The organism is Variovorax sp. W2I14 (assembly GCF_050435205.1).
Classification (GTDB): domain Bacteria; phylum Pseudomonadota; class Gammaproteobacteria; order Burkholderiales; family Burkholderiaceae_C; genus Variovorax; species Variovorax paradoxus_C.
Window position 1 is genome coordinate 1,835,151 of record NZ_JBNDJX010000001.1, and the last position, 20,497, is coordinate 1,855,647.

At 66.5% G+C, this 20,497-nt stretch carries 20 protein-coding genes and 1 pseudogene; 4 read left to right on the forward strand and 17 right to left on the reverse strand.

What is annotated here, in order from left to right; genetic code table 11:
- Window position 1: 1 nt before the first annotated feature.
- The 8 genes from rng to QF040_RS08560 all read right to left on the reverse strand — a co-directional run bounded on the left by rng (window position 2) and on the right by QF040_RS08560 (window position 7,001).
- On the reverse strand, window positions 2–1,528 hold the full coding sequence (gene rng, locus QF040_RS08525; RefSeq protein WP_429610676.1) for a ribonuclease G: 1,527 nt from the start codon (window positions 1,526–1,528) through the stop codon (window positions 2–4).
- 7 nt (window positions 1,529–1,535) lie between these two features.
- Window positions 1,536–2,138, reverse strand: a complete 603-nt coding sequence (locus tag QF040_RS08530; RefSeq protein WP_429610677.1) for a Maf family protein — start codon at window positions 2,136–2,138, stop codon at window positions 1,536–1,538.
- 93 nt (window positions 2,139–2,231) lie between these two features.
- A complete protein-coding gene (gene rlmH, locus QF040_RS08535; RefSeq protein WP_429610678.1) occupies window positions 2,232–2,699 on the reverse strand; it encodes a 23S rRNA (pseudouridine(1915)-N(3))-methyltransferase RlmH in 468 nt (155 codons plus the stop codon).
- Entirely contained in the window at window positions 2,696–3,385 is a 690-nt protein-coding gene (gene rsfS / locus QF040_RS08540; protein ID WP_429610679.1) for a ribosome silencing factor, read from the reverse strand. The genes rlmH and rsfS overlap by 4 nt, the downstream gene beginning before the upstream one ends.
- Window positions 3,385–4,017 carry a nicotinate (nicotinamide) nucleotide adenylyltransferase gene (gene nadD, locus QF040_RS08545; protein WP_429610680.1) on the reverse strand — a complete coding sequence of 211 codons (633 nt, stop codon included), beginning with the start codon at window positions 4,015–4,017 and terminating at the stop codon, window positions 3,385–3,387. Before nadD ends, rsfS begins: the two co-directional genes overlap by 1 nt.
- Window positions 4,014–4,931, reverse strand: a complete 918-nt coding sequence (gene hemF, locus QF040_RS08550) for an oxygen-dependent coproporphyrinogen oxidase (RefSeq protein ID WP_429610681.1) — start codon at window positions 4,929–4,931, stop codon at window positions 4,014–4,016. Before hemF ends, nadD begins: the two co-directional genes overlap by 4 nt.
- On the reverse strand, window positions 4,931–6,229 hold the full coding sequence (gene purD / locus QF040_RS08555) for a phosphoribosylamine--glycine ligase (RefSeq protein ID WP_307644442.1): 1,299 nt from the start codon (window positions 6,227–6,229) through the stop codon (window positions 4,931–4,933). The genes hemF and purD overlap by 1 nt, the downstream gene beginning before the upstream one ends.
- 46 nt (window positions 6,230–6,275) lie before the next feature.
- A complete protein-coding gene (locus QF040_RS08560) occupies window positions 6,276–7,001 on the reverse strand; it encodes a YebC/PmpR family DNA-binding transcriptional regulator (RefSeq protein ID WP_306879167.1) in 726 nt (241 codons plus the stop codon).
- A 117-nt stretch (window positions 7,002–7,118) separates the two neighbouring features.
- Between QF040_RS08560 and QF040_RS08565 the strand changes: the two genes are divergently transcribed.
- From QF040_RS08565 to QF040_RS08580, 4 genes are read left to right on the forward strand one after another with little or no spacing between them, the layout of a single operon-like run.
- Window positions 7,119–7,907: a class I SAM-dependent methyltransferase gene (locus QF040_RS08565; RefSeq protein ID WP_307644441.1), complete on the forward strand. Its 789-nt coding sequence runs from the start codon at window positions 7,119–7,121 to the stop codon at window positions 7,905–7,907.
- A 2-nt stretch (window positions 7,908–7,909) separates the two neighbouring features.
- Window positions 7,910–8,947, forward strand: a complete 1,038-nt coding sequence (locus tag QF040_RS08570) for a Rid family hydrolase (protein WP_429614633.1) — start codon at window positions 7,910–7,912, stop codon at window positions 8,945–8,947.
- Window positions 8,948–8,988: 41 nt separating this feature from the next.
- Window positions 8,989–9,786, forward strand: coding sequence for a lysophospholipid acyltransferase family protein (locus tag QF040_RS08575; protein WP_429610682.1), 798 nt, complete (start codon window positions 8,989–8,991; stop codon window positions 9,784–9,786).
- Window positions 9,753–10,529 carry a glycosyltransferase family 2 protein gene (locus tag QF040_RS08580; RefSeq protein WP_429610683.1) on the forward strand — a complete coding sequence of 259 codons (777 nt, stop codon included), beginning with the start codon at window positions 9,753–9,755 and terminating at the stop codon, window positions 10,527–10,529. The genes QF040_RS08575 and QF040_RS08580 overlap by 34 nt, the downstream gene beginning before the upstream one ends.
- Before the next feature lie 242 nt (window positions 10,530–10,771).
- Here QF040_RS08580 and QF040_RS08585 read toward each other — a convergent pair.
- The 9 genes and pseudogenes from QF040_RS08585 to QF040_RS08625 all read right to left on the reverse strand — a co-directional run bounded on the left by QF040_RS08585 (window position 10,772) and on the right by QF040_RS08625 (window position 20,496).
- Window positions 10,772–12,195: pseudogene (locus tag QF040_RS08585) on the reverse strand (efflux transporter outer membrane subunit).
- Entirely contained in the window at window positions 12,152–14,134 is a 1,983-nt protein-coding gene (macB, locus tag QF040_RS08590) for a macrolide ABC transporter ATP-binding protein/permease MacB (RefSeq protein WP_429610684.1), read from the reverse strand. Before macB ends, QF040_RS08585 begins: the two are co-directional and overlap by 44 nt.
- Window positions 14,131–15,297, reverse strand: coding sequence for a macrolide transporter subunit MacA (gene macA / locus QF040_RS08595; protein WP_429610685.1), 1,167 nt, complete (start codon window positions 15,295–15,297; stop codon window positions 14,131–14,133). Before macA ends, macB begins: the two co-directional genes overlap by 4 nt.
- Before the next feature lie 205 nt (window positions 15,298–15,502).
- Window positions 15,503–16,006, reverse strand: a complete 504-nt coding sequence (locus tag QF040_RS08600; protein WP_429610686.1) for a disulfide bond formation protein B — start codon at window positions 16,004–16,006, stop codon at window positions 15,503–15,505.
- On the reverse strand, window positions 16,003–17,100 hold the full coding sequence (locus QF040_RS08605) for a sulfate/molybdate ABC transporter ATP-binding protein (RefSeq protein WP_306879155.1): 1,098 nt from the start codon (window positions 17,098–17,100) through the stop codon (window positions 16,003–16,005). Before QF040_RS08605 ends, QF040_RS08600 begins: the two co-directional genes overlap by 4 nt.
- A 15-nt stretch (window positions 17,101–17,115) precedes the next feature.
- On the reverse strand, window positions 17,116–18,018 hold the full coding sequence (gene cysW / locus QF040_RS08610; RefSeq protein ID WP_280806923.1) for a sulfate ABC transporter permease subunit CysW: 903 nt from the start codon (window positions 18,016–18,018) through the stop codon (window positions 17,116–17,118).
- A 1-nt stretch (window position 18,019) separates the two neighbouring features.
- Window positions 18,020–18,907 carry a sulfate ABC transporter permease subunit CysT gene (cysT, locus tag QF040_RS08615; RefSeq protein ID WP_429610687.1) on the reverse strand — a complete coding sequence of 296 codons (888 nt, stop codon included), beginning with the start codon at window positions 18,905–18,907 and terminating at the stop codon, window positions 18,020–18,022.
- Window positions 18,908–19,924, reverse strand: a complete 1,017-nt coding sequence (locus QF040_RS08620; protein ID WP_013541122.1) for a sulfate ABC transporter substrate-binding protein — start codon at window positions 19,922–19,924, stop codon at window positions 18,908–18,910.
- On the reverse strand, window positions 19,921–20,496 hold the full coding sequence (locus QF040_RS08625; protein ID WP_429610688.1) for an RBBP9/YdeN family alpha/beta hydrolase: 576 nt from the start codon (window positions 20,494–20,496) through the stop codon (window positions 19,921–19,923). Before QF040_RS08625 ends, QF040_RS08620 begins: the two co-directional genes overlap by 4 nt.
- Window position 20,497 lies beyond the last annotated feature (1 nt).

The window sequence follows — 20,497 nt, forward strand, 5'->3', positions numbered from 1 at the left end:
CTCAGAGCAGCACGATGTCGTACTGCCCCTGCCCGATGGCCGGCTCGGACTGCAGCGAAATCGGCTTGCCGATGAAGTCGCTCAACCCCGCGAGGTGCTGGCTTTCCTCGTCGAGGAACAGCTCAATCACCTGCGGCGACGACACGATGCGGAACTCGCGCGGCGTGAACTGTCGGGCTTCCCGCAGGATCTCGCGCATCACGTCGTAAGCCACGCTGCGCGCAGTTTTCACGATGCCTTGCCCGCCGCAGGCTGCGCACGGTTCGCACAGCATGTGGGCCAATGATTCGCGCGTGCGCTTGCGCGTCATTTCGACCAATCCGAGCTGCGAGAACCCGCCCGCAGTCGTCTTGACCCGGTCGCGTGCCAGCTGCTTGCGAAACTCCGCCAGCACCTGCTCACGATGGTCGTCGCGCCCCATGTCGATGAAGTCGACGATGATGATTCCGCCCAGGTTGCGCAGCCGCAGTTGCCGCGCAATCGCCTGCGCCGCCTCGAGGTTCGTCTTGAAGATCGTGTCGTCGAAATTGCGCGCGCCCACAAAGCCGCCGGTGTTGACGTCCACCGTGGTGAGTGCCTCGGTCTGATCGACCACAAGGTAGCCGCCCGACTTGAGTTCGACGCGCCGGCCCAGTGCCTTGGCGATTTCCTCGTCCACCGAATACAGGTCGAAGATCGGCCGCTCGCCCTTGTAGTGCTGCAGCTTGCCCGCCGCCTGCGGCATGAATTCGAGCCCGAACTTCAGCAGCACCTCGAACTGCTCGCGCGAATCGATGCGGATGGTCTGCGTGTCTTCGCTGGTCATGTCGCGCAGCACGCGCTGCAGCAGGCTCAGGTCCTGGTGCAGCAGCGACATCGCGGGCAGCTTGCTCGATGCATCGCGGATGCGCGACCAGGTCTTGCGCAGGTAGGCGATGTCTTCGGCCAGCTCGGCATCGGACGAATCCTCGCCATTGGTACGCAGGATGAAGCCACCGGTATTGGCCGGCACCACACCGCCGCTGTCGGCTGCAGCAGCCGCCTCGATCAGCGTCAGCATGCGCGTGCGCAGCGATTCGCGCTGCTCCGACGGAATCTTCTGTGAGACACCGATGTGGTTGTCCTGCGGCAGGAACACCAGCAGCCGTCCGGCAATGCTGATCTGCGTCGACAGCCGCGCGCCCTTGGTGCCGATCGGGTCCTTGATCACCTGCACCAGCAGCGACTGCCCTTCGAACACCTGCTTCTCGATCGGCACCATCGGCCCGCCGTTGCGGTGATCGCGCTCGGGCGCCGGTGCGCTCGGCCGCGAGCCCGGCGTGAATGGCGCGACGATGTCGGCCACGTGCAGGAAGGCCGTGCGCTCCAGGCCGATGTCGATGAACGCCGACTGCATGCCCGGCAGCACGCGCGAGACCTTGCCCAGGTAGATGTTGCCGACCAGCCCACGCTCCAGCGTGCGTTCGACGTGCAGTTCTTGCACCGCGCCGTGCTCGACCAGTGCCACACGGGTCTCTTGAGGGGACCAGTTGATCAGGATGTCTTGCATGGAATTCTCAAGTATTGAAACCGGCACCGCGAAGCAGCTGCGCGGTCTCGAACATCGGGAGTCCCATGATGCCCGAATAGGACCCGCTGATGTGCTCGATGAAAGCCGCAGCAGCGCCCTGGATCGCATAGGCGCCGGCCTTGCCGAGCGGCTCGCCGCTGGCTGCATAGCCGGCGATCTGTTTCTTCGTGATCGCGGCGAAGCGCACGCGCGACACGCTGAGCGCCGCATGGCGTCGGCCGCCGTGCTGCAGCGCGACGGCGGTCAGCACGCGGTGGGTGCTGTCGGACAGCAGTGCCAGCATGCGCTCGGCATCGCGCGCGTCCTCGGGCTTGCCGAGAATGGTGCGACCGAGCGCTACCGTGGTGTCGGCGCAAAGCACGGGCGCGTCGGCGAGACCGAGGCGCTTGTGTCGCGCGATTGCTGCATCGAGCTTGAGGGCGGTGACGCGTTGCACATATGCCGTCGGCGACTCGTTGGGCAGCACGACTTCGAGCGATTCGGCGTCTTCCTCGGGCGTGGCCAGCAGCAGTTCATGGCGAACGCCAAGTTGGCCCAGCAGTTGAGCGCGGCGTGGGCTTTGCGACGCGAGATAAATGAAGTCGGGCAAGTTCAAGGCTCCGTGAGGTTCGAGACCAGTTCATGCGGCAGCAGCGCGGGCACAGGTTCGCAGTTCGCCTCATCGAGCAAGGCGATCGGCCCATCATTCCCGGTGGTACGGATGGCCCGCGTTGACCGACCACGCCCGGTACAGCTGCTCGACCAGCAGCACCCGCGCCATCGCATGCGGCAGGGTCAGGTCCGAGAGGCGGACCCGTTCGTGCGCCGCGGCCTTGAAGGCGGGGTCGAGGCCATCAGGCCCGCCGATGACAAGGGCCACGTCGTCGCCCTCGATCTGCCAAGCCTGCAGGCGCGTGGCGAGTGCCTTGGTGGTTAGTGCGGTGCCGCGCTCGTCGAGCGCCACGATGCGCATGCCGCGGGCGATGGCACCTTCGATGCGTTCGCGCTCGGCGGCGTAGAGCGTCTCCAATGACTTGGAGCCGCGGGGTTCGGTCTTGACGGCGCGCAGCTCAAGCTTGAGCTCGGGTGGGAAGCGCTTGGCGTAGTCGTCCCAGGCAGTCTGCGCCCAGTCGGGCATGCGCTGCCCGACGGCGACCACCAAGAGCTTCATGCGCGGCGGGCTGGCGCCTTCTTGGCAGGCGCCTTCTTTGCCGCTGGCTTGGCTGCAGTCTTCTTGGCGGCGGGCTTGCCTATTACCTTGACCGGCGTGCGCGCGGTGGTCGAGGTCTTCTTGGCAGGTGCCTTCTTCGCGGCGGTTTTTCTTGCCGGCGAGCGGCGGGCTTTCTCTTCCCTGGCCTCCTGCTCGGCTGCCTTGACAGCCGTCTTGGCGGCGCTCGAGCGGCGCAGCGAAGGTTCTTTGGCGGCAGGCTTTTTCTTCTTCTCGCTCGCCTCTTCCGTGCTCGACGAGGTGCTGGCGGCAGGCTTGGCACCGCCCAGCTTGGCGCGCACCGGCTTGTCGCCCCAGATCTCTTCGAGGTGGTAGTACTGGCGGATGGCGGGCTGCATGATGTGCGCGACGGCCGCGCCGCAGTCCACGATGATCCACTCGCCGTTGTCCTCGCCCTCGATGCGCGGCTTGCCGAAGCCGGCTTCGCGGACCGCATCACGCACGCTGGCGGCGAGCGCCTTGGTCTGGCGGTTCGAAGTGCCCGACGCGACGATCACTCGCTCGAACAGCGGCGACAAGTGCTCTGTGTCGAATACCTGGATGTCCTGCGCCTTGACGTCTTCGAGTCCATCGATGATGGCTCGCTGGAGTTTCTGGGTGTCTTTCTTGGCGGCGGCTTCAGTGGTCATCAGGCAGAGCGGTAGAGGTGGTGTTGGTCAATATAGCGTGCAACCGTGGGCGGAACCAGCGAGGAAATGTCCACGCCCAGTGCAGCGCGCCGCCGAATCTCGGTGGCGCTGGTGTCCATGGCAGGCAGTTCTAGCGCCTCGAAACGCGCGCCAGCCGGGAGGTTGGGCAGCATGTTCGGATCAAAACGGGCAATGCCGCCCGTCGATAGTGCGCGATACGCTACAGAAACGATAGCAATGCCGAGTATAGCCTGCCAGCCGTGCCAGCTCGGCAGCGCGCTCGCCTGGTCGGCGCCCATGATCAAGATCAGTTGAGCGCGGGGCTGCTCTTTCTGCAACTCGTGCAGCGTGTCCAGCGTGTAGGTGGGGCCGTCGCGCAACACTTCGCGGCTGTCGATGACGACCTTGCCGCCTTTCAGGTCACCGAAGGCCAGCCGCGTCATCGCGAGGCGATCTTCCTTCGACGTGAGCGTACGGCTCTTGTGCCATGCCTGCCCTGTCGGAATGACGTGGAGCTCGGCCAGGTCGAGCTGCGCCAATGCGGCTTCGGCCAGCGCGATGTGGGCGTTGTGCGGCGGATCGAAAGCGCCGCCGAAGACGCCGATGCGCGGAGCCTTGCCGGAAGAGTTCACAGCCAGTCGCGCCGCGGAAGAAAGTCGCTGTACAGCGCGGCTTCGGGGCTGCCGGGTTCTGGCTGCTGACGGTAAGCCCAGCTTGCGAGCGGCGGCATAGAGAGCAGGATCGATTCAGTGCGCCCGCCCGACTGCAATCCGAAGTGCGTGCCCCGATCCCACACGAGGTTGAACTCGACATATCGACCGCGCCGGTACAGCTGGAATTCGCGCTCGCGTTCGTCGTAGTGCGTGTGGCGACGGCGCTCGACCAGCGGCAGGTACGCAGGCAGGAGCGCATCGCCAACCGAGCGGATCAACGCAAAGCCATTCTCGAAACCGCCTTCGGCGAAATCGTCGAAGAAGATGCCACCGATGCCGCGCTGCTCGTTCCGGTGCTTGAGGAAAAAATACTCGTCGCACCAAGTCTTGAAGCGCGGGTACTTGTCGTCGCCGAAGGGCGCGAGCGCATCGCGGCACACGGTGTGAAAGTGCACCGCGTCTTCCTCGAAGCCGTAGCAGGGCGTCAGGTCCATACCGCCGCCGAACCAGCAAACCGGCTCTCCGCCCTCGGGCAGCGCGGCCAGCATGCGCACGTTCATGTGGACGATCGGCACATACGGATTGCGCGGATGGAACACCAGCGACACGCCCATCGCCTCGAACGGCGCACCGGCCAGTTCAGGCCGGTTCTGCGTGGCCGAAGGCGGCAGCTTGGGCCCGCGCACCTGAGAGAACCCGCAGCCCGCGCGCTCGAACAGCGCCCCGCGTTCGAGGATGCAGGTGAGGCCATTGCCTTGCAGCGGCTCGCCCGGCGCCTTGTGCCAGGCATCGTGCAGGCAGGTGCCGCCGTCGGCCTTCTCGACCGCAGCGATGATCGACTGCTGCAGACCGCGCAGGTAGCTGCCGACTGCCGCAGGGTTCGTCTGCTGCATCAGGCTTGAGGGGCGTTGCGCGCATGCAATGCGCGGAATCCGATGTCCTTGCGGTATTGCGCGCCGTCGAAACGCACGCGCGCTGCGACCTCGTAGACCCGCTGCTGCGCGAGCTTCACGCTGTCTGCCAACACGGTCACGCAGAGCACGCGGCCGCCGCTGGTCTTGAGTTCGCCGTCCTGCATGGTCGTTCCCGCATGGAACACCACGGCATCGGGCGCCTCGGGAGGGATGCCAGTGATGCGGTCGCCCTTGCGCGGCGAGAGCGGATAGCCATGTGCCGCCATCACCACGCCGAGCGCGACGCGACGGTCCCACTGCAGCTCGACCTGGTCCAGCGTGCCATCGGTGGCGTGCCAGAACACCTCGAACAGGTCCGACTTGAGCCGCATCATGATCGGCTGCGTCTCGGGGTCGCCCATGCGGCAATTGAATTCGAGCGTCTTCGGATGGCCGGACGCGTCGATCATGAGACCCGCGTACAGGAAGCCGGTGTACGGGATGCCGTCCTTTTCCATGCCGCGGATGGTCGGCAGGATGATCTCGCGCATCGCACGCGCATGCACTTCGGCCGTGACCACCGGTGCGGGCGAATACGCGCCCATGCCGCCGGTGTTGGGACCTTCGTCGCCGTCGAGCAGGCGCTTGTGGTCCTGGCTGGTGGCGAGCGCGGTGACGTTCTTGCCGTCGCACAGCACGATGAAGCTGGCTTCTTCGCCCTGCAGGAATTCCTCGATGACCACGCGCGCGCCGCCGTCGTTGTGCGACACGCCGAACTTGTTGTCGACCAGCATGAAGTCGACAGCCTCGTGCGCTTCTTCTGCCGTCATGGCCACGACCACGCCCTTGCCGGCGGCCAGGCCGTCGGCCTTGACGACGATCGGCGCGCCCTTGGCGTCGATGTAGGCATGGGCTGCTGCCGCGTCGGTGAAGGCTTCGTATTCGGCCGTCGGAATCTTGTGGCGCTTCATGAACGCCTTGGAGAACGCCTTGGAGCTCTCCAGCTGCGCGGCCGCCTGCGTCGGGCCGAAGATGCGCAGGCCGTGCGCGCGGAATTCATCGACCACGCCCGCGGCGAGCGGCGCCTCGGGGCCGACCACGGTCAGCGAGATCTTTTCCTTGATGGCCCACTCGCGCAGCGCGGCGGGCTCGGTGATGTCGATGCAGTCGTAGCGCTCGTCGCTCACGGTGCCGCCGTTGCCCGGCGCCACGTACACGCGGCTGACACGGGCGGCCTGTGCCAGTCGCCATGCCAAGGCGTGTTCACGGCCCCCTCCTCCAATAACCAGTACCTTCATTCGTGGGCCTTCTTCATTCGCTGTGGATCAATGTTCATTCGCTCGCTCATTCAGTGAGTGAGGCGTTGTGATAGACGGCCTGCACGTCGTCCAGGTCCTCGAGCACGTCGAGCAATTTCTGCATCTTGGCGGCGTCTTCGCCAGCGACCTCGATCGGGTTCTCGGCGCGCATGGTGACTTCGGCGGCGTCGGGAGCGAGGCCGGCGGCTTCGAGCGCGTTTTTCACGGCTTCGAAATCGCCGACGGCGGTGATCACCTCGATCGCGCCGTCGTCGTCGGTCACGACGTCTTCGGCGCCCGCTTCGAGCGCCACTTCCATCACCTTGTCTTCATCGGTGCCGGGCGCAAAGATGATCTGGCCGCAGTGCTTGAACTGGAAGGCCACCGAGCCTTCGGTGCCCATGTTGCCGCCGTGCTTGGAGAAGGCGTGGCGCACTTCGGCCACCGTGCGCACGCGGTTGTCGGTCATGGTGTCGACGATGATCGCCGCGCCGCCGATGCCGTACCCCTCGTAACGAATTTCCTCGTAGTTGACGCCTTCGAGGTTGCCGGTGGCCTTGTCGATGTTGCGCTTGACCGTGTCGATCGGCAGGTTGACCGCCTTGGCTTTTTCGACCGCCAGCCGCAGCCGCGGATTGGCGCTCAGGTCGCCGCCGCCGGCGCGGGCGGCCACGGTGATTTCACGGATGGCGCGGGTCCAGAGCTTGCCGCGCTTCTCGTCCTGGCGGCCCTTCCGGTGCTGAATATTCGCCCATTTGCTGTGTCCGGCCATGGCTTTCTATCTCGCTGTCTTGTGTTTTCAAAGCAAGGTGCGAGTTTACTGTCCGGCGCACGCAACGCCCGCCGGCACCCCGGAATTCGGACCGGGGCTTTTGGCGATAATCTTTCGATGACGCCATCGCCTACCGTCGGAACCGGGAATCCCGACACCCTCGCGCCTCACGCGCCCCTTCCGCTGTATTACAACAATGAGGTAGAGCACCAGGCATTCCTTCGCCGCATCTTCGACAGCACCGCGGCGGACTACGATCGCATCGAGGCCGTGCTGGCCTTCGGCACCGGCCCCTCGTACCGCCGCGCTGCACTGCAGCAAGCCGGCCTTGCCGCCGGCGCAGAGGTGCTCGACGTGGGCATCGGCACCGGCCTCGTGGCGCGCGAGGCGCTCAAGATCATCGGCCCCACGGGCAAACTCACCGGCGTCGACCCGAGCGCCGGCATGATGGAACAGGTCAAGCTGCCTGGCGTCGAACTGCTGGAAGGCGTGGCCGAAGCAATTCCCCGCCCCGATGCCAGCGCCGATTTCGTGAGCATGGGTTACGCGATGCGCCACATCAGCGACGTGGCGGCCGCCTTCAGCGAATTCCATCGCGTGCTGCGACCGGGCGGACGCGTGATCGTGCTCGAAATCACCAAGCCCGAAGGCCGCATCGCAACGGCTCTGCTCAAGGGCTACATGCGCGCCGTGGTGCCGCTGATCGCCCGCGTGGTTGGCCGCCAGCGCAACACCTCCGAACTGTGGCGCTACTACTGGGACACCATCGAGGCCTGCATTCCGCCCGAGCGGGTGATGCAGGCGCTGGGCGATGCGGGCTTCACCGAGGTGCGCCGCCATCCGAGTCTGGGCGTCTTTTCTTCCTACACCGCCCGCAAACCAGAACAGATCGCTAAGGCCGCTTGACAGTGCGAGTTCAGGACGACAACTCTTCCTCCCACCTGCGCGTCGAGCGCCTTTCGCTGACCGACAGCCTCGCGCTGGCCACGGCCGGCAAGGCGCCCTTCGCCGCCCTCGGCTACGGCACGCCGCACAGCGTGGCATGGATGCCGACCGTCAATGCACGCGTGCTGTCGTCGCACGGTGCCATGGCCGATGTGTGGGACGTGACGGGCGCGCAGCACATCGAGTCGGGCACCACCGGCATTGCGCGCTGGCGCACCGACGGCCACTGGCTGCTCGGCGCCATCGACCTCGATGAAGCCGCGGAGAAGCAGGGTCTCGCCGAACTCGCGCACCGCGCCTACCGCGATCTCTTCAAGACGCTCGAGCAGGCCGGCACGCCGCACCTGCAGCGCATCTGGAACTACCTGCCGCAGATCAACGCCGATGGCGGCGGGCTTGAGCGCTATCGCCAGTTCAATCTCGGCCGGCAGGAAGCTTTCTTCGAAGCCGGGCGCGCCGCATTCGAAGGTGCTCCGGCGGCGTGTGCGTTGGGCATTCATCAGGGCATGCTGTCGATCCGTTTCCTGGCAGGCCAGGCGGCGCCGCTGCCGGTTGAGAACCCCCGGCAGGTTTCGGCCTACCGCTATCCCGAAACCTATGGTCCCCGTTCGCCGACCTTCTCGCGCGCCGCGCTGTCGGACATCGGCGACGGCAACATCGCCCTCTTCATCTCCGGCACCGCGAGCATCGTCGGTCACGAGACGCAGCACCACGACGACGTGCAGGAGCAAACGCGCGAAACGCTGCGCAACCTCGCCGCCGTGATCGCTGCCGCCAACGAGCGGGTCACCGCGACCTTCTCTCTGGCCGAACTCGATTGCGTGGTGTACGTGCGTCATCCCTCGGACACCGACGCGGTGCGCGACGTGATCGAAAGCGCGCTCGGCTCGGACGCCCCGATGGTGCGTCACGCGGTGTACCTGGAAGCGGACATCTGCCGCAGCGATCTGCTGGTCGAGATCGAGGCCCACACGGTTGCCGCCGGCGGGCTGCGGGTTTGAGCCGCGGCGCGACCGATCGGGGCACCATTCACTCCGCGAAGATGACCCGCGTGCTGCGCATTCTCTGGACGATCCCGCTCGCGCTGATGCTCTACGCGCTGCTGCTGTTCCTCGGCCTGATATCGCTGGTCTGGAACTTCGTCGCGATGCTGCTCTATCCGGTGATGCCGGTCGCGCCCGCGCGCACGCTGGGACGCATGACGATCGCCTTCGCCTACCGCATGTTCTGGTGGCTCGCTTCCGTCACCGGCATGATGCGCATCGACGCGGCCTGCCTCGACCCGATGCGCAACGAGCCCGGCGTGATCTTCGTGGCCAACCATCCGACGATGCTGGATGCGCTCCTGCTGGTGGCGCGCCTGCCGCGCAGCGCCTGCATCATGAAGGCGGACCTGCTGCGCAACATCTTCCTGGGCGCGGGTGCGCGGCTCGCGCGCTACATCAGCAACGAGTCGGCACGCATGATGGTGCGGCTGGCGGTGGACGACCTGCGCAACGGCGGCCAGCTGGTGATCTTTCCCGAGGGCACGCGCACGGTGACGCCGCCGCTCAACGCGTTTCGCCCCGGCGTGACGCTCATCGCCAAGCTGGCACAGGCGCCGATCCAGACGGTGTTCATCGATACCGACTCGCCTTATCTGAGCAAGGGCTGGCCGCTGTGGCGCGTGCCGCCGCTGCCGATCGTGTTCACCCTGCGGCTGGGCCAGCGCTTTTCGCCGACGTCCGACAGCGACATCCTGCAGGCCGATCTCGAACAATACTTCCGCCAAAACATGGAGCAGCGCGCAACCGACGCGTCCCCCGAATGCCAGACGCCTCGCGCACCCACCTTGTCCTGATCCCCAGCTACAACGCGGGCGAACGCCTGTTCTCGACCGTCGAGGGCGCGCGGGCGCAGTGGAACCCGGTGTGGGTGGTCGTCGACGGCAGCGACGACGGCACCGGCGAGCGGCTGCAGCAACTGGCGGCCAGCGATCCGGGCCTGCGCGTGTGGGTGCTGCCGCAGAACCAGGGCAAGGGCGCGGCCGTGTTGCACGGGTTGCGCATGGCGAAGGACGCCGGCTTCACGCACGCCCTCACGATGGATTCCGATGGGCAGCATCCGGCGGACCTCATCCCCTCGTTCATGCAGGCCTCGCTCGCCCGGCCCGAGACGATGGTGCTCGGTAGGCCCGTGTTCGACGCCAGCGCGCCATTGCTGCGGGTGCGCGGGCGTCGCGTGTCGAACGGGTGGACGCAACTGGAGACGCTGTTCGCGGGCATCGGCGATTCGCTCTACGGCTTTCGCGTGTACCCGGTCGCCGACCTGATCGCGGTGATGGCACGTCAACCGTGGATGCGTCGCTTCGACTTCGATACCGAAGCGGTCGTGCGCCTCGCCTGGCGCGGCGTCAAGCCCGTCAACATCGATGCGCCGGTGAAGTACCTGACGGCTGAGGAAGGTGGGGTTTCGCACTTCCGGTACGGGCGCGACAACGTGCTGCTGACGTGGATGCACACGCGGTTGATGGTGGAGTTTGTCCTGCGGCTGCCTGGATTGATTTTTCGCAAGCTGCGGGGGGCGCCGCCTTTTCAGAAGTAGCGCTTCTTGTGGGGGCGCGCCCGGGACACGGTGCGGCGCGGTCGGCCCCACTGTGCCGGCCCTTCGGGCTCCCCTGCGGTGCTCGCGCTTCGCGGGGTCTCGCAGAACTCGCCTGCGGCTCAAACAGCTGCGAGCCCCGATCCGCGAAACGCTGCGCTCCTCGGCGGCACAGAGGGGCCGTCCGCACCGCACCGTATCCCGAGCGCCTGTCGTGGCGTGAAGGTCGGTGCCCTTCCCGTTATCTATTCGGCCGCAGCGCCGCCCAGTGCCTTGTAGAGCGTCATCGTCGCGTTGAGCTGGTTCAACTGGTTGAGGGCCAGTGACACTTCGGCCGAGCGGCGCCGGTCCTTGGCATCGAGCACGGGTTGCAATGCGGTGGCACCTGCGCGGTAACGGACTTCGGACAGCGTTTCCGCGCGCTGCGCCTGTTGCAGCGCCACGGCCAGCTTTTCGCTTTCGTCACGCAACTGGGTTCGCGATGACAAGGTGTTCTCCACCTCCGACAGCGCCGTGTAGAGCGGTTGGCGGAAGCCGAGCACAGCCTCTTCGTACTGCGTCTGCGAGACGGCCACCGTCAGCCGCGCGGTGTTCCATTGCAGAAAAGGCAGCGCCAGCCCGACGCCGAGCGTGGCGACTGGGTTCTTCAACAGCTCGCCCAGCGCAGTGCTCGATGTGCCGAGCGAACCGGTCAGGCTCAGCGCCGGATAGAAACTGATCCGCGTCGCATCGACATTCGCCAGCGATCCGCGCAGGCGCTGCTCCGCGGCGCGCAAGTCGGGCCGGCGGCTCAGCAGGCTCGCGGGCAGGCCGGCATCGATCGTGGGCAACGCGATGTTCGGCAGTTGCGAGAGGGCTCCCGCGCTGCGATTTCCGGTGGACGGTCGAACAGGATCGCGAGCGCATTGCGCGCCTCGACGCGCTGTTGAAGCAGTTGCGTGTGCGCCGCCTCCTGGCTCGCCAGGTTCTGGCCAGCCTGCGCGACGTCGAGCCCCGACACCGCCCCCGCGGCGTACTTGGCGCGCACCAACGCAAGGATGCGGCGCGCGTCTTCCATACCCGCTTCGCTCAACACGATCCGCTGGTTCAGATAGCCCACTTGCCAATAGAGCCCTGCAGTGGTGCCGACCAGCGAAAGCGCCGTGGCCTGCCGGTCCGACTCGGTGGCTTTCAGTTCCCAATCGGCGGCACTGCGCTGCGCCGCCAACCGGCCCCACAGGTCGAACTCGTAGCTCAGCGTGACGAGGGATGTCGAACTCGACCCGGCCACGCCGCCGCGCTTCAAGTCGTAGCTGCGGCCGGTGCTGGCCTGCCCCACCACGCTGGGCGTGAGATTGGTGTTCGCCAGCCCCGCCTGCAACTGCGCGCGCTGCACGCGAATGCCGGCCGCGGCGAGGTTGTTGTTCGTGCGCAGTGCGTCGTCGATCAACGCATCGAGCTGCGGATCGTTGAACGCGCGCCACCAGCGCGCCGGAAACGCCGCGGCCGCGCTCGGCGTACCGGGCTGCGGCTGCTGCCACGCCCCCGGCACTTCGAGCGGCCGCTGCTCGCGCTGCTCCGGCTGGAACAGCGTGCAGCCGCCCAGCGCCATCACCACGGCGAGCGAACCCAGAGCCAGACGCGCGCTACTCACGGGCCAACGCCTCGATGGGGTCGAGCCGCGCCGCATTGCGCGCCGGCAGGTAACCGAACAGCACGCCGATCAGCGACGCGCAAAGAAATGCCGACACCACGGCGCCCATCGAAAAGATCATTTGCCATTGCGTCACGAACAACGAAAACAGAAAGCTGATGCCGTACGACAGCACCACGCCGATGAAACCGCCCACCAGGCACACGAGCACCGCCTCGGTCAGGAACTGCTGCAGCACGTCGCTCTGTCGCGCGCCCACGGCCATGCGGATGCCGATCTCGCGGGTGCGCTCGGTCACCGACACCAGCATGATGTTCATCACCCCGATGCCGCCCACCACGAGCGAGATCACCGCGATCAGCGAAAGCAGCAGCGTGAGCGACTGGCTCGTGCGCTCGGCCGTCTTCACGATGCTGTCCATGTTGAAGGTGAAGAAATCCTTGGTGCCGTGGCGCAGCGTGAGCAGCCGCACGATGCTGTCCTCCGCCGCCTTGGTCGGCTGGTCGTCGCGGATGCGCACCGTAATGCCATCGAAGTGCTGCTGCCCGAAGAGGCGGCTCGCGCCGGTGCTGTAGGGCAGCCAGATGTTGAGCGACTTGTTCTCGCCGAACATGCTCTTCTTCTCCTGCGAGACGCCGATCACGGTGCACGGCAGGTTGCCGACCAGGATGACCTTGCCGACCGGCTCGGTGCCATCGGGGAAAAGCTTGCGCCGCGTGTTCTGGTCGATCACCACCACCTGCGACTGGTGGCGCACGTCCTCGGCGGTGAAGGCGGTGCCGCTCGCCATCTGGATGTCGCGCACGCGGAAGAACGCATCGCTCACGCCGTTCACGTTGCCGTTGATGTCGGCGCTGCGGTAGCGCAGGCGCAGGCCGCGCATGGTGGTGGGCGTCACGCTGTGCACATAGGGTTGCGCGGCGATGGCCTGCAGGTCGGGCGGCGTCAGCGTGCGGATGCTCGCGGCCTTGTCGTCGCCGAAGTCGCGGCCCGGATACACATCGAGCGTGTTGGTGCCGATGGCGCGGATGTCCGAGAGCACGAAGCGCTTGGCGCCCTCGCCGATGGCCACGATCGACACCACCGAGGTGATGCCGATGACGATGCCCAGCATGGTGAGCGCCGTGCGCATGCGGTGCGCCATCATCGAGCGCCACGCCATGCGGAAGGCTTCGGCGAAGCGGGCCCAGCCGGTGCTGAAGCGCGCGATGCCGAGGTTGGGCCTGGTCATCGCGGGCGGCGTCGACGCATCGGCGCCGACCGTCTGCGCAGGCGCCGCGACGGTCGGCACATTGGGCCTGTCGCCCACGATCACGCCGTCGGCGATCTCGATGATGCGTTCGGTGCAGCTCGCCACCTGCATGTCGTGCGTCACGATGATGATCGTGTGCCCCTGCGCATGCAGTTCCCGCAGGATGCCGATGACCTCCTGGCCGCTCTTGCTGTCGAGCGCGCCGGTCGGCTCGTCGGCCAGGATGACCTGCCCGCCATTCATCAGCGCGCGCGCGATGCTCACACGCTGCTGCTGGCCGCCCGAGAGCTGGCTCGGCCTGTGCTCGGTACGGTCTTCGAGGCCGAGGCGCGCGAGCAGTTGCCGCGCCCGCGCCTCGCGCGCCTCGCCGTCTGTGCCGGCATACACGGCGGGCACCTCGACGTTGCCTGTGGCCGTCAGGTGCTGCATCAGGTGGTAGCGCTGGAAGATGAAGCCGAAATGCTCGCGACGCAGCTGGGCGAGCGCGTCGCTGTCGAGCGTGCCCACGTCTTGCCCCGAGACGGTGTAGGTGCCGCTGCTCGGCCGGTCGAGGCAACCGAGGATGTTCATCAGCGTCGACTTGCCCGAGCCCGAGGCGCCGACGATGGCCAGCATTTCGCCGTTGCCGATGTCCAGGTCGACGTCTTTCAGCACCTGCACTTCCTGCTCGCCCGAGGGAAAGCTGCGGCCGATGCCTCGCAGCTTCAGCAGCGGCTCGGTCACTGGCGCTTTCCTCTGTTGCCGCCGCCTTCGTTGCCGCTGCTCGCCGGGTCGAGTGCGGAGGCATCGCCCGTGATGACGACATCGCCCTCCTTCAGCCCTTCGAGCACCTGCGCCTGGAAGTTGTTGCTGATGCCCACGCGCACCTGGCGCTTTTCCACGGTGTGGTCGGGCTTGAGCACGCGCACTTCCTGGCGGCCGTCCTTGTCGCGCGCGCCGAGCGCGGTGAGCGGCACCGTGAGCGCCTGTTTCGCTTCGCCGAGCAGGATGGTCACTTGCGCCGTCATGTCGACGCGCAGCGTGCGGTCGGGGTTCGGCACGTCGAACAGCGCGTTGAAGAACACCGCGTTGTTGATCTTCTCGGGCGACGGCTGCACCGCGCGCAGCGTGCCGTGGTAGCGCTTGTCGGGGTCGCCGAGGATGGTGAAGTACACCGGCAGCCCCGCCTTCACCCGCACCACGTCGGCTTCGGAGACCTGCGCCTTCACCGTCATGGTCGAGAGGTCGGCCAGCTTCATCAGCGTGGGCACCTGGAAGGCGGCCACCACGGTCTGGCCTTCGAGCGTGCTGATGGAGACCACGTCGCCGTCGATGGGCGCAACGATGCGGGTGTACGAAAGATTGGTCTGCGCCGAGGCCATGGCCAGTTTCTGCTGGCGGATCTGCGCCTCCAGCGAAACGCCGTCGGCACGCAATGCGCGCAACTCGGCATCGGCGCTTTCCATGTCCTGGCGCGGTGCGGCGTCTTGCGCCAGCATTTCGCGCTGCCGGGCCCAGGTGAGCTCGGCCTGCTTGATGCGCACTTCCTTCGCGAGCTTCTGGGCCTGCAGGTTCTCCAGCTTGGCCTGTTCCTGCGCCAGCGTGTTCTGCGAGATGACCGGATCGATCTCGGCGAGCCAATCGCCCTTCTTCACCGTCTGCCCCAACGCCACCTTGAGCGACTTCAGCTGGCCGCTGACCTGCGCGCCCACCTCCACTTGCCGGAGCGCCTGCAGCACGCCGGTGGCGAGCACCGCGTTCTCCAGGTCGGTGCGCTGCACGGTGGCGGTGAGGTATTCGGTTTTCTTGGCCGGGCTCAGCCAGAAGAAGGCGACGGCGGCCAGGACGACGAGCGCTGCAATACCGAGAAGGACTTTGCGCGATCGCCGCGGGGGGGTGTTAGGCATGCAATGAGGCGGGAGTGGAACAGGCTGCGGGACAGGAGCGAATCGATCCTAGCCCCGCTTTCTGAAGGCCTGCTAAAGAGGGAGTTCCCGCAAAGGGCTACTTCGTGCCATTGTTGTCGCCGGCGTGCATGAAAAAAACGGCGTGGCCCGCCGCCCCTTCCAGGGCCGGCGAGCCACGCCGTTTTCTTGGATGCGAAGAAAGAACTCAGCGCGCGGTGCGGCGGCGCAGGAGCAGCGTGATCAGCAGCAGCGAGAGCACCACGAACGCGACGAACGACCAGTTCGCCAGCGTCAGCCCGAACAGCGACCAGTCGACCTTGGAGCAGTCGCCGCCGCCGCGGAAGATCAGCGGCAGTGCGCGCTTGAGCGGGAAGGTCTCGATCATTCCGTAGAGGTCGCGCCCGCAGGACACGACTTCAGGCGGATACCACTGAAGCCAGCTCTGCGAGGCCGCCGTGTAGGCGCCGCCCACCGCGGACACCAGTGCCAACACCCCGCCGGTCACCTGCAACGGGCGGCTGCGGAAGATGGCGGCCAGCCCGGTGAAGAGCGCCACCAGCACCAGCGCATACCGCTGCACGATGCACATGGGACAGGGCTCGAGCCCCACCACGTGCTGCAGGTAGAGCCCGAAGGCCAGCATGAGGACACAGGCCAGGCAGATCAGCCCGAGCGCGCGGCGCGGCGCGCCGAAGTACCAATCGATCAAGGAGACACCCAATCTTCTTCTACGAACACCCTGGCCTTGCGCGGATTGGCGACGACGGTGTCGCCCTCCTTCAAGCCCAGGTCGCGGAACTGTTGCGCAGGGAGTTGCGCCTCGATGATGGTTCCGGAGCCCGGATTATCTGGATTCGATTCGGTGGGCTCAAGTTCCAGCCGCGCGATGGGACCGACGACGATCGCGCGCGACAGCGTGGCGACGATGCCGGTGGCACCCGAAACATACCGTGTCACATCCAGGTCATGCGGCCGAACGTAGGCCATGGCCTTGGCATCGCGCGCGCCGCTGTGCTCGGGCGAATCCAGCCGCATGCCGTCGAGCTGCACCTGGCCGTTGTCGGCACGGCCGTGGAACAGGTTCACGTCGCCCAGGAAGCCGTAGACGAAAGGACTCGCGGGCTTGTCCCACACGTCCTGCGGCGAGCCGACCTGTTCGATCTGCCCCTTGTTGATGACCACCACGCGGTCGGCCACTTCGAGCGCTTCTTCCTGGTCGTGCGTGACGAAGATCGAGGTGACGTGCAGTTCGTCGTGCAGCCGGCGCAGCCACCGGCGCAACTCCTTGCGAACCTTGGCATCGAGCGCGCCGAAGGGTTCGTCGAGCAGCAGCACCTTGGGCTCCACAGCGAGCGCACGCGCGAGCGCAATGCGCTGGCGCTGGCCGCCCGAGAGCTGCGACGGATAGCGGTCGGCCAGCCAGTCGAGCTGCACGAGCTTGAGCAGGTCGGTCACCTTGGCCTTGATCTGCGCGTCGCTCGGGCGCTCCTTGCGTGGCTTCACGCGCAGGCCGAAGGCGACGTTCTCGAACACGGTCATGTGGCGGAACAGCGCGTAGTGCTGGAACACGAAGCCGACCTGGCGTTCGCGCACATGCACGTCGGTGGTGTCTTCGCCCGAGAAATGGATGCTGCCGGTGTCGGCCGTCTCCAGCCCCGCGATGATGCGCAGCAGCGTGGTCTTGCCACAGCCCGAGGGGCCGAGCAGCGCGACGAGCTCGCCCGATTCCACGTCGAGGTTCACGTTGCGCAGCGCGCGAAAGTCGCCGAACTGCTTGCTGATGTTGCGGATTTCGATGCTCATGATTTCTTCTCTCTCTCAGGCCGCCGTCGTTTCGGGCGGGCGCTCGGGGGGCAGTTCTGCAATGGCCTTCATCTCGCGCTCATGGCGCCACTCGATCACCGACTTGATCACCAGCGTGACCAGCGCCAGGATCGCCAGCAGCGACGCCACCGCGAACGCGGCCACCGACTGGTATTCGTTGTAGAGCACTTCCACATGCAGCGGCATGGTGTTGGTCTGGCCGCGGATGTGGCCCGACACCACCGACACCGCGCCGAACTCGCCCATGGCGCGCGCGTTGCAGAGGATCACGCCGTACAGCAGGCCCCACTTGATGTTGGGCAGCGTCACGCGCCAGAAGGTCTGCCAGCCGGTCGCGCCGAGCACGATGGCGGCCTGCTCCTCGTCGGTGCCCTGCGCCTGCATCAGCGGGATCAGTTCGCGCGCGATGAAGGGGAAGGTCACGAACACGGTGGCCAGCACGATGCCGGGCACGGCGAAGATGATCTTGATGTCGTGCTCGGCGAGCCACGGGCCAAGCCAGCCCTGTGCGCCGAACACCAGCACGTAGATCAGGCCCGCCACCACCGGCGACACCGCGAACGGCAGGTCGATCAGCGTGGTGAGAAAGGCCTTGCCGCGGAACTCGAACTTGGCGATGGCCCAGGCCGCGGCCACGCCGAACACGAGGTTCAACGGCACCGTGATGGCGGCCGTGATCAGCGTGAGGCGGATGGCGCTCCAGGCGTCGGGCTCCTTCAGCGCCTCGAGGTAGGCCGAAACGCCCTTGCGCAGCGCCTCGGTCGCCACGGCCGCCAGCGGCAGCACGAGAAACAGGAACATGAACGCGAGCGCGATGCCGATCAGCGTCCAGCGGACCCAGGCGGCTTCGGTGGTGCCGGCCTGCGCCCGGCGAATGATCTTGGAAGGTGCGCTCATGTCAGCCCCCCGCCCTGCGACGTTGCCACGCCTGCAGGCCGTTGATGACCAGCAGCAGCAGGAACGAGATGACCAGCATCACCAGCGCGACCGCCGTGGCGCCCGCGTAGTCGTACTGCTCCAGCTTGCCGATGATGATGAGCGGCGTGATCTCCGAGATCATCGGCATGTTGCCGGCGATGAAGATCACCGAACCGTATTCGCCGATCGCGCGCGCGAAGGCCATGGCAAAGCCGGTGAGCAGCGCAGGACCGATGGAAGGCAGGATCACCTTGGTGAAGGTCTGCAACCGAGTCGCGCCCAGCGAGGTCGCGGCTTCTTCGAGTTCTTTCTCGGCGTCTTCGAGCACCGGCTGCACCGTGCGCACCACGAACGGCAGCCCGATGAAGATCAGCGCGATCACGATGCCCGCCGGCGTGAAGGCCAGCTTGATGCCGTGCGGCTCGAGCAGTTGCCCGATCCAGCCGTTGCCTGCGAGCAGCGCCGTGAGCGAGATGCCGGCCACGGCCGTCGGCAAGGCGAACGGCAGGTCGACCAGCGCATCGACGATGCGCTTGCCGGGAAACTTGTAGCGCACCAGCACCCAGGCCACCAGCAGGCCGAACACCGCATTCACGATGGCCGCAAGCAGCGAGGCGCCGAAGGTCAGGCGGTAGGAGGCCATCACGCGCGGTGCGGTCACGGCCACCCAGAACTGGTCCCAGGTCAGCGTGAAGGTCTTGAAGACCAGCGCCGACAGCGGGATCAGCACGATCAGGCTCAGGTACAGAACCGAGAAGCCGAGCGTGATGTGAAAACCGGGCAGCACGCGCTTGGCGCCTCCTGCCCGGTTGGCACGCGAAAAAGGCGCTCCCGCCGACGGGAGCGCCGAAGAAACAGCGCCGCTCATTTACTTCGCGCCAGGCGTGTAGAGCTTGTCGAACTGGCCGCCGTCGTTGAAGTGCACCTTCTGTGCTTCGGTCAGGCTGCCGAACAGTTCCTGCACGGTGAAGAGCTGCAGCGGCTTGAAGGTCGCGGCGTGCTTCTTGAGCACAGCTTGCGAGCGCGGACGCAGCGCATGCTTGGCGGCGATTTCCTGTGCTTCTTCGGAATAGAGCCAGTCGAGGTAGGCCTTGGCGAGTTCGCCGGTGCCCTTCTTGTTGACCGTACGCTCGACCACGGCGACCGGGTTCTCGGCCACGATGCTGATCGACGGGTACACCGAGTCGACCTTGCCGGTGCCGAATTCGCGGTCGATGGAGACCACTTCGGATTCGAAAGTGATCAGCGCGTCGCCGATGTTGCGTTGCAGGAAGGCGGTGGTGGCGTCGCGTCCGCCGCGCGCCAGCACCGGCGTGTTCTTGAAGAGCTTGCCCACGAACTCGGCAGCCTGCGCGTCGGTGCCGCCCTTCTTCTTGATGTAGCCCCATGCGGCGAGGTAGGCATAGCGCCCGTTGCCGCCGGTCTTGGGGTTGACGATCACGACCTGAATGCCGGGCTTGACCAGGTCGTCCCAGTCCTTGATGCCCTTGGGGTTGCCGTTGCGCACGAGGAACAGCATGGTCGAGGTGGTCGGCGATGCGTTCTCGGGGAATTTCTTGTTCCAGTCCTTGGCGACCACGCCGGCGTTGGCCAGGAAGTCGATGTCGGTCGAGGTGTTCATGGTCACCACATCGGCATCGAGACCGTCGGCCACCGAGCGCGCCTGGGCGCTGGAGCCGCCGTGCGACTGGTCGATCTTCACGTCCTTGCCGGTGGCCTTCTTGTAGTGCGCCACGAACGCTGCGTTGTAGTCCTTGTAGAACTCGCGGGCCACGTCGTACGAGGCGTTCAGCAGCGTCGTGCCTTGGGCAAAGGCGCTGCTGCCGGCGAGTGCGGAGGACGCCAGCGCGAGCACGGCGACGAAGGTCTTGATTCTGGAAGTCATGTGATTGCCAAGGTTTCTGAAAAATCACGGCCCGCCGACCAGGCGGCGGGCTCGTCGGTCAAGGATTGGAGCAAGGCCAGGCCGAGCGGCCAGTCTCCGTGCCCCGAATCGATGTTGATGTGGCCCGCATTCTGCATGCGCACGAATTCGCTGCCCCAGGCCCGCGAATATGCACCTGCCAGCCGGATCGGGCAGTAGGGGTCGTTGCTGCTGGCCACCACGATGCTGCGGTACGGCAGCGTCGCGTAGGGCACGGGCGCGAAGTCGGAGAGCACCGCGCGGCGCTCGGGGTCGGCCGGGGCCACCAGCAGCGCGCCCTGGATACGGGCGGCGGCTTCGGGCGGCAGGTGGGCTGTGGCGATGCAGCCCAGGCTGTGCGCCGCAATCACCACCGGGCCGGGCGTCTCCATCACCAGCCTGGCGAGCGCCGGCACCCAGGCGTCGCGCTTGGGCGAGGCCCAGTCGTCCTGCACCACGCGCGCAGCGCCCGGGATGCGCTCTTCCCACAGGCTCTGCCAATGGCCCGGGCCCGAGTCCCTCCAGCCGGGGACGATGACGACGCGCGTCTGCATC